Genomic DNA, 12,539 nt, shown 5'->3' on the forward strand with positions numbered 1-12,539 from the left:
ACTGTTACACGAGTACAAATGATAACATAACCCGTCTGCATTAATACCGTCGCTGCCACTCAGAGTCGCTCATTAAGGCCTCTTTCTGCCCCATAAAGTGGCGATAGTAAGCGTCATAGGCCAGAACGTTTTTCACGTAGCCGCGCGTTTCCGAAAAGGGAATGCTTTCGACAAACGCTACGGCATCGATACGCCCGGCGCTATTGCCAAGCCAGGTGCGCACGCGCCCCGGCCCGGCGTTATACGCCGCCGAGGCGAAAATGCGGTTATTGCCAAACTGCTGATAAACATACTGCAAATAGCTGGTGCCAATGTTGATGTTGGTCTCCGGCTCCAGCAGTTGGCCGGGGCCGCGGTAGTCCGGAATCGAAAACATTTTCACCGTATGGGTGGCCGTGCCCGGCATAATCTGCATTAAGCCGCTGGCCCCTACCGGCGATTTTACTTTCGGGTTCCAGGCGCTCTCCTGGCGGGCAATCGCCATGGCATAGCTTTGTGAGATATCTTTTCCGCGGGTATAGCGGGTAAAAAGATCGTTATACGCCAGCGGGAAACGCTCCTCCAGATGATCCCACAGTTTTCCGGCGATCGTCGCCTGTACGCTCAGATCCCACCAGTGCTGGTTAAACGCATAGCGCGCCAGCTGCGCCTGTTCAGATTTACTACGGCTTTTTACCAGATTCGCCCATTCGCTGCGCGCCGTGTTATCCAGGTTCCAGTACATCAGCTCCCGTACACGCGCCATCTCCGGCCCCTGCGTCAACGCGCTGTTTACGTTGGCGGGCGCTTTATCGATTTTAAGCGTGTACTCTTCGCCTAAACGCTGCGCCGCGACCATCGGATAAAAACCGCGCTTCTGCATTAAAGCATGAAGGATCTCTTTCGCTTCGGCGTCACGACCGCGCTCCAGCAATAAATCCGCCTGCCAGTAACGCCACTCGTCTTTCTCTTTCGCCTCCATCGGCAGGCGGGCAAGCCAGGTATTGAGACCGCGACGATCGCCCATCCCCAGCGCCATACGCACGCGCCGCTCGATAAGCGACGTCGATTGCGAGCGCATAATCGCGTCATCGCGCCATTTCGCCTGCGCATCGGTCACATCGTTGCCCATCAGTCGCCAGGCAACGATATCGCGCAGCGCCTGCGTTTGTTCCTCATTAAGTTTCTGCGCCTGTACCAGCGAGGGGATCATCAGACGCGCATTTTCCGCGTCCTGGCGGGCGACGCTGGCAAACGCGACTTCCGCCATCTGGCGGGTAAAATCGGTGGCGCCGGTGGTGCGTGCGAAGGTCAACACGTTATTAGGGTCATTAGCGAGGGTAATGATCGCTGAGGCGATCGTTTGATATTCCGCCGGCATCTGTCCGGCCAGCACCGTAACCAAACCCGTATTCCCGGCTTTCATCGCCAGCCGAATACGTTCCAGGTACGCCAGCGGGTCTTGCTTGCCGGAGGCCCGCCAGACGCTGAACAGTTTATCGCAGGCATTCGGCTGACTTTTGCCGGTCAGCCAAAGCTCTTTCGCGCCCTGCCAGGCCGCTTCCGTTTGCCCGGTACTCCATTTCGCGTAGTAATAGTTACATTGCGCTTCCGTGGTGCCGGGTTTCTCCGGGCTAAACGCCAGCAAGCCGCGCCAGTCTTCACGACGCGCCAGCTCATTGACGAAGCGTGATTGCAGCGTACGCGCAGGCGGAAGCGTAGGATTGGCGCGCACAAACTGCGTGACGGCAATCGCCGGTTGGTTCATCAAATCGTCGGTGATCTTACGGTATTCCAGATACGGGTAGAGCGGATAATCTTTCAGACCCGGCATCATCTGCTCTACCACATCCATCTGGCGGTTGTCCCAGGCCTGTTTAATCTGCGCATAGCGGTTACGCTGCTCTTCCAGTGAGTCGGCCCGCGCGAGGTGACAAAAGGTCAGCAGGCATACGCTGGCGGCGGCGAGACGCCAGACAAATGGTTTGGCTCTATCCACAAGCTCTTCCTCAATTGTTATCCAATGCAGCATCATGCCGCGTAATGAATTTATGCTAACCAGTCATAGCCATTTGCGCCACGTTACGGACACTTTTTTACTTTTATTGCGAGTGCGATCTGCTGGCTGGGCTTAGGCAGGGAAAAAGGCTACACTTCGCCTTTGACATCTATTCACCATCACGATAAACATAGAGGCGAAGTCCAACGTGGCTCAATTCGTTTATACCATGCATCGTGTCGGCAAAGTGGTTCCGCCGAAACGTCATATTCTGAAAAACATCTCGCTGAGCTTCTTCCCTGGCGCCAAAATCGGCGTGCTGGGCCTTAACGGCGCCGGTAAGTCTACCCTGCTGCGCATCATGGCGGGTCTCGATAAAGATATCGAGGGCGAAGCGCGCCCGCAGCCCGGCATTAAGATTGGCTACCTGCCGCAGGAACCTCAGCTAAACCCGGAACACACGGTACGCGAGTCGATTGAAGAGGCCGTTTCGGAAGTGGTTAACGCCCTCAAACGTCTGGATGAAGTGTACGCGCTGTATGCCGATCCGGATGCCGACTTCGACAAGCTGGCCGCAGAGCAGGGCCGGCTTGAAGAGATTATCCAGGCGCACGACGGTCATAACCTGAACGTGCAGCTTGAGCGCGCAGCTGACGCTCTGCGTCTGCCGGACTGGGATGCCAAAGTCGAAAAACTGTCCGGCGGCGAGCGCCGTCGCGTGGCGCTGTGCCGTCTGTTGCTGGAAAAGCCGGATATGCTGCTGCTCGACGAACCCACCAACCACCTGGATGCCGAATCTGTTGCGTGGCTGGAACGTTTCCTGCACGACTTCGAAGGCACCGTCGTGGCGATTACCCACGACCGTTACTTCCTCGATAACGTCGCCGGTTGGATTCTGGAACTTGACCGCGGCGAAGGTATTCCGTGGGAAGGCAACTACTCCTCCTGGCTGGAGCAGAAAGATCAGCGTCTGGCGCAGGAAGCGTCTCAGGAAGCAGCTCGCCGTAAATCCATTGAGAAAGAGCTGGAGTGGGTGCGTCAGGGCGCGAAAGGCCGTCAGTCGAAAGGTAAGGCGCGTCTGGCTCGCTTTGAAGAACTGAACAGCGTTGAGTATCAGAAACGTAACGAAACCAACGAACTGTTTATTCCACCAGGACCGCGTCTGGGCGACAAAGTCATTGAAGTCAGCAATCTGCGTAAATCCTACGGCGACCGCGTACTGATCGACGACCTGAGCTTCTCGGTACCGAAAGGCGCTATCGTCGGGATCATCGGGCCAAACGGCGCGGGTAAATCGACCCTGTTCCGCATGATGTCCGGTCAGGAGCAGCCTGATAGCGGCACCATTACGCTGGGTGAAACCGTCAAGCTGGCCTCGGTCGATCAGTTCCGCGACGCGATGGACAACAGCAAAACCGTCTGGGAAGAAGTGTCCGGCGGGCTGGATATCATGAAGATCGGCAACACTGAAATGCCAAGCCGCGCCTATGTAGGCCGCTTCAACTTCAAAGGCGTCGATCAGGGCAAACGCGTTGGCGAACTGTCCGGCGGTGAGCGCGGTCGTTTGCATCTGGCGAAGCTGCTGCAGGTGGGCGGCAACGTCCTGCTGCTCGACGAACCGACGAACGACCTGGATATCGAAACCCTGCGCGCGCTGGAAAACGCCCTGCTGGAGTTCCCTGGCTGCGCGATGGTTATCTCGCACGACCGTTGGTTCCTTGACCGTATCGCCACCCACATTCTGGATTATCAGGATGAAGGTAAGGTGGAATTCTTCGAAGGTAACTTTACCGAATACGAAGAGTACAAGAAACGCACGCTGGGCGCCGAGGCGCTGGAGCCGAAGCGTATCAAGTACAAGCGTATTGCCAAATAAATGTCTGAATGCCGGGTGGCGCTTGCGCTTACCCGGCCTACAAACCCAGCGATTCCAGTACGTTGTGAAACTGTAGGCCTGATAAGACGCGGTAAGCGTCGCATCAGGCATTGGTTCTTATCCCTGCTCGCCCATCATCTCTTTCACCAGTTCCACACAGCGCAAAAAGCGGCCATCGTAATCAGCCTCTTTAACGTGAACGAACTCAATGTTGTTCTCTTTCAGCATCTCGACCAGCAGGTTCTGGAACGCTTTGCGATCCACTGAACTGCCCAGACTTCGCAGTCCGTCAGCTACCCACGGCGTATTATTCTCCAGCAAAATCACCAGGTCGAAGCGATACTCGTCGATCAGCGCCTGGACAAAGGGATGCTCGCGCCCTTCGTATTTTTTGCAAAATGCCTGGGTGGTGACGAAATCGGTATCGATAAACGCCACTTTATTCGCATATTTCACTGCAAAATCAATATATTGTGCATGACCCAGCGCGATTTTATCGTAATCGGAATACTGTAACGCCATCTCATCGCCGCCCAGATGCGAAAAGACATAGTCGCGGCCATATTCCCAGGCGCTGGTGGTATTAAAAATATTGGCGAGCTTATTGACCAGCGTAGACTTGCCGCTTGATTCCCCGCCCAGTATAGCGACGGTACGCACGAAAAACGGCTTCACTTCGGTAGGAATATATTCCCAGTAACGAAACGGATTTTCGCGGATTTGCGCCCCGCTGATATTCATAAACGTGCGTTCAGGATCGACCAGTACCGTCTCAATCCCTAAATGCTCCAGGTACTGCGGCGCATCAGCCTCTTCGGAAGTGTAGATCCAGCTCGGCTGTATTCCCTTCTCTGCCATAAACGCTTTAATGCCGTTGCTCCAGACGTCCCAGCCATGCGGATAAGGCTCCATCCCCTCTTCATTAAAGGCGTGGATGCGAATATTTTTTTGGTATTTGAAGGTTTGCAGCAACCAGCGCAGGCGATCCGACACGGTGGGCTGCTGCGACATGGCGCTATCCTCAAACAGTCCGCGGTCGCGCGTATCGTCATAACCCATAATGATGTGCAGCTCATCCACCTGGCTACAGGCCCGCTGGATCAAGTAGATGTGTCCGGTATGCAATGGATAAAATTTACCGAACACCACGCCAATGTTTTTCTGTCGGCGGGGAAACTCCAGCCCGAGAAAACGGTGTAGCGCCTCCAGTTTTTGCGCGCTGGGGCTTTTGATTTTGGCGTTAAGTAACTGACTCAGATACCCCTTGGTCATACCGCTGGCGTCAGCCACCTGTTGCAGAGTGCAACCTTGCTGCTTAATCGCGGTTTTGAGATAGTCGAACGATGACACAAGAGCCTCCTGCTGGAAAAATCGCATAACACTGCCTGATGGCGCTTCGCTTATCAGGCCTACAACATCAATCCGTATCAATCCGTAGGCCGGATAAGACGCATTGCGTCGCCATCCGGCAAATTATACAACATCACTGCATACAGCGAATTATAAGTCGTCAAACACGCTTAACGCATCTGCGAGCTTTTTAACACCGAACACCTGCATTCCTTCCGGCGGCTTTTTCGGTACGTTGGCGGCAGGCACAATCGCCCGACGAAAACCGTGTTTCGCCGCCTCGGAAATACGCTCCTGCCCGCTCGGCACCGGACGAATCTCGCCTGCCAGCCCCACTTCGCCAAACACCACCAGATCCTGCGGCAACGGCCTGTCACGCAGGCTGGAGACCATCGCCAGCAGTAAAGCCAGATCCGCGCTGGTTTCGGTGACTTTCACGCCGCCGACCACGTTGACGAAGACATCCTGATCCGACATTTGCAGACCGCCGTGTCGGTGCAGCACCGCCAGCAGGATTGCCAGACGGTTTTGTTCCAGACCGACCGCCACGCGTCTGGGGTTCGCCATCATCGAGTGATCGACCAGCGCCTGAATCTCCACCAGCAACGGTCGCGTGCCTTCCCAGACGACCATCACTGAACTGCCGGAAGTGACCTCATCGCCGCGGCTTAAAAAGATGGCGGACGGATTGCTCACTTCGCGCAACCCCTGTTCGGTCATGGCGAAGACGCCCAGCTCATTGACTGCGCCAAAGCGGTTTTTGTGGCTGCGCAGCGTGCGGAAACGAGAATCGGCGTCGCCGTCGAGCAATACTGAGCAATCGATACAGTGTTCCAGCACTTTCGGCCCCGCCAGCGACCCGTCTTTGGTGACGTGGCCGACCATCACGATCGCCACGCCGCGCGTTTTGGCGAAGCGCGTCAGGTAGGCTGCCGTTTCGCGCACCTGGGCGACGCTGCCTGGCGACGACTGGATGTCCGCCATATGCATCACCTGTATAGAGTCGATCACCATTAGCTTCGGCTGTTCTTCTTCGGCAATCAGGCAGATCTGCTCGATGCTGGTTTCGGAGAGCATATTCAGATTCGCGGTCGGCAGGCCGAGACGGTGCGCGCGCATCGCCACCTGCTGTAGCGATTCTTCGCCGGTGACGTACAGTGTTTTCATCTGCTCGGCGAGCTTGCACAGCGTTTGCAGCAGCAACGTTGATTTGCCCGCGCCGGGGTTACCGCCAATCAAAATGGCGCTGCCGGGTACCACCCCGCCGCCCAGCACGCGGTCAAACTCTTTAAAACCGGTAGAAAAGCGCGGCAATTCCTCAAGACTGATGTCAGACAGTTTCTGCACTTTTGATACGCCCGCACTGCCGGCGTATCCGCTCAGACGTTCGTTACGCGCCACCGTCGGCGATGCGGCAAGGCGCACCTCGGTAATGGTGTTCCAGGCATGACAGGCGCTGCATTGCCCCTGCCAGCGCGGGTAATCGGCCCCGCATTCATTACAAACAAAGGCGCGTTTGGGAGCTTTTGCCACGTTTTACCTCTTTCGTTAACGCTGTTGCCGGATGGCGCTGGCGCTTATCCGGCCTACGGTCGCCTTGCCATTGGGCAGGTTAATCATTTCTGGTTCATGCTGCCGGAGAGAATGCAAAACACGCCCATCAGGTCAGCGTGGCGGATCGTAATCTCCGTCTTTTCGTTTACTTTTGGCTTGGCATGGAAGGCAATACCTAACCCTGCCGCTTTGATCATGGGCAGATCGTTAGCGCCGTCGCCAATCGCCACCGTCTGCGCCAGCGGGATGTCATGCTCTTGCGCCAGACGAAGCAAGGTATTGGCTTTATACTCAGCATCCACAATATCGCCGATAACGTGACCGGTAAATTTACCGTCCATGATCTCCAGCTCATTGGCGACCGCCGCCGTCAGACGTAGCTGGTCACGCAGATAGTCGGCAAAGAAAGTGAAGCCGCCGGAGGCGATAGCGATTTTCCAGCCAAGCGCTTCCAGTTTTAGCACCAACTGCGTTAATCCTGGCATTAGCGGCAGATTCCCGCGCACCTGACGCAAAATATCGGCATCCGCGCCTTTCAGCGTCGCCACGCGGCTACGCAGGCTGGCGGTAAAATCAAGCTCGCCGCGCATCGCGCGCTCCGTCACTTCAGCCACCTTCTCACCGGTACCAGCCAGCTTAGCGATTTCATCGATACACTCAATCTGGATCGCCGTGGAATCCATATCCATGACCAGCAGCCCCGGCGTGCGCAGATGCGGAATTTTACCCAGCGGCGCGACATCCAGCTGCGCCTCATGCGCCAGCCGCGTCGCACGCGGCGTTAGCGACCCCGCCAGACGAATGACCTGATAATCCTCCACGCACCAGGCGGCGACAATCACCATTGCGGCGCCCAGTTTGGTCTGATATTGAGTTAAACGCTGCTTATCCAGCCCGCGCCCATACAACAGCCAACCGCTGCGGCCTGCATGGTAATCCAGAGGCATCACCTCGTCGCCGCTTAAAGAAAGAGGCAAACCAGGCCATAAAGAGACATCTTCAGGCAGATCGCACCAAGTAATGTTAGGCATTAAAGCTCCTGTAAATCGTTCAGGCCGGTAACCGCCCCGCGGAAAATAACGCATGAGGCTACCTTGTAACCATCGCTTCTGGCAACATTAAGCCTCAAATTTTCAGCAGGTGGAATATGGCTCGCGCAAAACTGAAATTTCGGCTGCATCGTGCAGTCATTGTATTGTTCTGTCTCACACTGCTCGTCGCGCTCATGCAGGGCGCGTCCTGGTTTAGTCAAAACCACCAGCGACAGCGCAATCCGCAGCTGGAAGAGCTGGCCCGCACGCTGGCGCGCCAGGTGACGCTCAACATCGCCCCGCTGATGCGCAGCGAAACACCGGATGAAAATCGCATCAACGCCGTGCTGCGTCAGCTCACGCAAGAGAGCCGTATTCTGGATGCCGGCGTCTATGATGAACAGGGCGATCTTATTACTCGCGCTGGCGAAAGCGTCAACGTGCGCGACAGGCTGGCGCTGGATGGCAAAAAAGCGGGCAGCTATTTTAACCAACAAATTGTCGAGCCTATCCAGGGCAAAAACGGCCCATTGGGCTACCTGCGTCTGACTCTGGATACCCACACGCTGGCCACCGAAGCAAAGCAGGTCGATAACACCACCAACATTCTACGCCTGATGCTGCTACTCTCGCTGGCGATAGGCGTGGTGCTGACGCGCACCTTGCTACAAGGTAAACGCACCCGCTGGCAGCAGTCGCCCTTCCTGTTAACGGCCAGCAAGCCTGTTCCGGAAGAGGAAGAGCGTGAGGAAAAAGAGTAAAATGACGGCTTAATAAAGGTAAGGAAAACCACCATGACTACATTACGCCTGCTTATTTCTGACTCTTACGATCCCTGGTTTAACCTGGCGGTCGAGGAGTGCATTTTCCGCCAGATGCCCGCCACCCAGCGCGTGCTGTTCCTGTGGCGCAACGCGGATACGGTGGTCATTGGACGCGCGCAAAACCCGTGGAAAGAGTGTAATACGCGGCGTATGGAAGAAGATAACGTCCGTCTGGCCCGCCGTAGCAGCGGCGGCGGCGCGGTATTCCATGACCTCGGTAATACCTGTTTTACCTTTATGGCCGGTAAACCGGAATACGATAAAACCATCTCCACCCATATTGTGCTCGCGGCGCTGAATTCACTGGGGGTCATGGCCGATGCTTCGGGACGCAACGATCTGGTCGTAAAAACGCCGGACGGCGATCGCAAAGTCTCCGGTTCAGCCTATCGCGAAACCAAAGATCGCGGTTTCCATCACGGTACGCTGCTATTGAACGCCGACCTCAGCCGTCTGGCGAACTATCTGAATCCCGATAAAAAGAAACTTGCGGCGAAAGGGATTACCTCCGTTCGCTCCCGCGTGGCTAATCTTACCGAGCTATTACCGGGTATCACCCATCAACAGGTCTGCCAGGCGGTCACGGAAGCCTTTTTCGCTCATTACGGCGAACGTGTCGACGCGGAAGTGATTTCACCGGATAAAACGCCGGATCTGCCGAATTTTGCCGAAACCTTTGCGCGCCAGAGCAGTTGGGAGTGGAATTTCGGCCAGGCACCGGCGTTCAGCCATCTGCTGGACGAACGTTTCACCTGGGGCGGCGTCGAGCTGCATTTTGACGTCGAGAAAGGTGTGATTACCCGTGCGCAGGTGTTTACCGATAGCCTGAACCCGGCACCGCTGGAAGCGCTGGCCGAGCGGCTGCAAGGGTGTTTGTACCGCGCGGATAAACTACAGGAAACGTGCGAAGCGCTGATAGCGACGTTTCCGGAACAGGAGAGTGAGTTGCGGGAACTGGCGAGTTGGGTCGCAGGGGCCGTGCGTTAAAGAATTGCCGGATGGCAGCTACGCCTTATCCGGCCTACAAATGAGTGCTTTCTGTAGGCCGGATAAGCAACGCGCCATCCGGCATTACCGCCACTCACCAGCGTCAAGATCCCTCACCTCCCCCGCCCAATAAACCGGGTAAACGCCATTGCGAACATCACGATGAAAGGTCGAAAACGGCCAGTCCTGCACCCGCCTTACCCAACCGTGCTTCACGGGGTTGAAGTAGAGGTAATCGGCATGTCGGCGAAAATCCTTTTCGTCGCGAATCGCGTGCTCCCAGAATCGTGGCTGCCACACGTCATGGCGCATTATCGATTTGGTAAATAACTTTTTAAGCTCCCGCCAGCGAGATGAAAAGTCACAATCGTTCTCAGGAAGCGTCCAGATGCAATGCAGATGCTCAGGCAACACGACAAAAGCATCAATTTGAAAAGGCTTCGTATTTTTCACTCGGCGAATAGCAGAGCGTAATTCCGCAATCTGGCGGACAAGTAAATCACTTTTCCGGTTTTTCAGATTAACCGTGAAAAACCAGGTGCCACCGTTAATGTAATAACGACGATAGTTCGACATTTTGTTCATTCCTTAAACAAAATCCAAACGTAACGGGTTAATAGCAAAAGGCAATGCGGAGAGGGTAATTCGGGAATGAGGCCCGCAGTATAAACAGCAGATTGCCGGATGGCGGCTACGCCTTATCCAGCCTACAAGTCGATCCGGTAACAACCGCAGGCCGTTGTAGGCCCGGTAAGCGAAGCGCCACCGGGCACAGCACAATCTTACTCTTTATCGCCCAGCAGTACGGATTCCAGTGCGATTTTGATCATGTCGTTGAAGGTCGTCTGACGTTCAGCGGCAGTGGTCTGCTCGTGGGTACGGATGTGGTCGGACACGGTGCAGATAGTCAGCGCTTTCGCGCCAAACTCAGCCGCAACGCCGTAGATGCCCGCCGCTTCCATCTCTACGCCCAGTACGCCGTATTTTTCCATCACGTCGAACATTTCGCCGTCCGGAGAGTAGAACAGGTCTGCAGAGAACAGGTTGCCCACGCGCGCGTCAACGCCCAGCGCTTTTGCCGCATCAACTGCGTTACGTACCATGTCGAAGTCAGCGATAGCCGCGAAGTCATGATCTTTAAAACGGATACGGTTCACTTTGGAGTCGGTGCAGGCACCCATACCGATCACCACGTCGCGCAGTTTGACGTCCATGCGCACAGCGCCGCAGGAGCCGACGCGAATGATTTTCTTCACGCCGAAATCGGTGATCAGCTCTTTGGTGTAGATGGAGCAGGACGGGATACCCATACCGTGACCCATCACGGAGATCTTACGGCCTTTGTAAGTCCCGGTGAAACCTAACATGCCGCGAACGTTGTTCACTTCGCGAACATCTTCGAGGAAAGTCTCAGCAATGTGCTTCGCGCGCAGCGGGTCGCCCGGCATCAATACGACGTCAGCGAAATCACCCATTTCTGCATTAATATGTGGAGTTGCCATCTTCAGTTCCCTTTAAATTTGTTGTTATTGCCTGATGGCGGCTACGCCTTATCAGGCCTACAAAACGTCTGTAAAAACAGTGAAATACCCTAAGGATTTCGCGTTGTAGGAAGGCGACGAATTCGTGAATCCCCGGGAGCATAGATAAACTATGTGACCGGGGTGAGCGAATGAAGTCAACGCATCTACAGCGCGAAAGACAACGGGTATCACAGCATGTTTTTACCGTAATCCATTGGCGATGTACCAAAGTAGGTCGCCAGCGTCTGGCCGATATCCGCGAAGGTTTCACGGTGACCTAAAGAGCCCGGTTTGACTTTTGGACCGTAGATCAGCACCGGAATGTGCTCACGGGTATGGTCAGTACCGGTCCAGCTCGGGTCACAGCCGTGGTCAGCGGTCAGGATCAGAATGTCATCTTCACCCACCAGCTCCATCAGCTCCGGCAGACGGCGGTCAAACAGCTCCAGACCTGCGGCGTAGCCCGCGATGTCGCGACGGTGGCCCCAGGAAGAGTCGAAGTCGACGAAGTTAGTGAAGACGATGGTCTTATCGCCCGCTTCTTTCATCTCTTTGAGGGTCGCGTCGAACAGCGCGTCCAGACCGGTCGCTTTCACTTTCTTAGTGATGCCGCAGTTGGCGTAGATGTCGGCAATCTTACCGACGGACACCACGTGGCCCTGTTTTTCATCGACCAGTTTCTGCAGCACGGTCGGCGCTGGCGGTTCAACGGCCAGGTCGTGACGGTTACCGGTACGCTGGAAGTTACCGGCCTTGTCGCCGATAAACGGACGCGCGATCACGCGGCCAATGTTGTAGCCGCCTTCGGTCAGCTCTTCACGGGCGATTTCGCACAGCTCGTAGAGTTTATCCAGGCCAAAGGTCTCTTCGTGGCAGGCAATCTGGAACACGGAGTCAGCGGAGGTGTAGAAAATCGGCTTGCCGGTTTTCATGTGCTCTTCGCCGAGCTGGTCCAGAATAACGGTGCCGGAAGAGTGGCAGTTACCGAGATAGCCCGGCAGGTTGGCGCGTTTTACCAGCTTATCCAGCAGTTCCTGCGGGAAGCTGTTTTCGTGATCGCTGAAATAGCCCCAGTCGAATAGCACCGGTACGCCGGCGATTTCCCAGTGGCCGGACGGCGTATCTTTGCCGGAGGACAGTTCGTGCGCCCATGCGTATGCGCCAATAACGTCCGCGTTGCCGTCCATGCCAGCGGCAATTTTACCGGTAGAGCCTTCATGCGCTTTCACCAGCCCCAGACGAGTCAGGTTAGGCAGATTCAACGGGCCCTTACGGCCATTGTCAGCTTCGCCTTTGGCGCAAGCTTCTGCGATGTGGCCCAGAGTGTCGGAACCTACGTCGCCAAAACGATCCGCGTCTTCAGTAGCGCCGATGCCGAATGAGTCCAGCACCATAATAAATGCACGTTTCATATCT

At 55.7% G+C, this 12,539-nt stretch carries 10 protein-coding genes; 3 read left to right on the forward strand and 7 right to left on the reverse strand.

What is annotated here, in order from left to right; genetic code table 11:
* Positions 1–40 precede the first annotated feature (40 nt).
* The gene (sltY, locus tag LCS67_RS18975) at positions 41–1,978 is read right to left on the reverse strand and encodes a murein transglycosylase (protein WP_000373262.1); all 1,938 of its coding nucleotides are present in this window, start codon (positions 1,976–1,978) and stop codon (positions 41–43) included.
* Between the two features lie 208 nt (positions 1,979–2,186).
* Between sltY and ettA the strand changes: the two genes are divergently transcribed.
* Complete coding sequence (gene ettA, locus LCS67_RS18980) at positions 2,187–3,854, forward strand: energy-dependent translational throttle protein EttA (protein WP_000046773.1); 1,668 nt, start codon at positions 2,187–2,189, stop codon at positions 3,852–3,854.
* Between the two features lie 117 nt (positions 3,855–3,971).
* Here ettA and nadR read toward each other — a convergent pair whose 3' ends face one another.
* From nadR to serB, 3 genes are all read right to left on the reverse strand, one after another.
* Entirely contained in the window at positions 3,972–5,204 is a 1,233-nt protein-coding gene (gene nadR, locus LCS67_RS18985; protein WP_000093829.1) for a multifunctional transcriptional regulator/nicotinamide-nucleotide adenylyltransferase/ribosylnicotinamide kinase NadR, read from the reverse strand.
* Positions 5,205–5,354: 150 nt separating this feature from the next.
* Positions 5,355–6,737, reverse strand: a complete 1,383-nt coding sequence (radA, locus tag LCS67_RS18990) for a DNA repair protein RadA (protein WP_001029710.1) — start codon at positions 6,735–6,737, stop codon at positions 5,355–5,357.
* A gap of 83 nt (positions 6,738–6,820) precedes the next feature.
* Positions 6,821–7,789, reverse strand: a complete 969-nt coding sequence (gene serB, locus LCS67_RS18995; protein WP_001132983.1) for a phosphoserine phosphatase — start codon at positions 7,787–7,789, stop codon at positions 6,821–6,823.
* A 116-nt stretch (positions 7,790–7,905) separates the two neighbouring features.
* On the opposite strand from serB, the gene LCS67_RS19000 reads away from it, so the two are divergent.
* Entirely contained in the window at positions 7,906–8,550 is a 645-nt protein-coding gene (locus LCS67_RS19000; protein WP_000090067.1) for a YtjB family periplasmic protein, read from the forward strand.
* A 33-nt stretch (positions 8,551–8,583) separates the two neighbouring features.
* Positions 8,584–9,600, forward strand: a complete 1,017-nt coding sequence (lplA, locus tag LCS67_RS19005; RefSeq protein WP_000209769.1) for a lipoate--protein ligase LplA — start codon at positions 8,584–8,586, stop codon at positions 9,598–9,600.
* Positions 9,601–9,684: 84 nt separating this feature from the next.
* Here the strand turns inward: lplA and LCS67_RS19010 are convergent, their stop codons facing one another.
* From LCS67_RS19010 to deoB, 3 genes are all read right to left on the reverse strand, one after another.
* The gene (locus LCS67_RS19010) at positions 9,685–10,176 is read right to left on the reverse strand and encodes an REP-associated tyrosine transposase (protein WP_000073957.1); all 492 of its coding nucleotides are present in this window, start codon (positions 10,174–10,176) and stop codon (positions 9,685–9,687) included.
* Positions 10,177–10,382: 206 nt separating this feature from the next.
* Positions 10,383–11,102, reverse strand: a complete 720-nt coding sequence (gene deoD / locus LCS67_RS19015) for a purine-nucleoside phosphorylase (protein ID WP_000224864.1) — start codon at positions 11,100–11,102, stop codon at positions 10,383–10,385.
* Positions 11,103–11,311: 209 nt separating this feature from the next.
* On the reverse strand, positions 11,312–12,535 hold the full coding sequence (deoB, locus tag LCS67_RS19020; protein WP_000816454.1) for a phosphopentomutase: 1,224 nt from the start codon (positions 12,533–12,535) through the stop codon (positions 11,312–11,314).
* Positions 12,536–12,539: the final 4 nt, after the last annotated feature.

This window comes from Salmonella sp. A7 (assembly GCF_020181675.1).
GTDB lineage: Bacteria > Pseudomonadota > Gammaproteobacteria > Enterobacterales > Enterobacteriaceae > Salmonella > Salmonella enterica.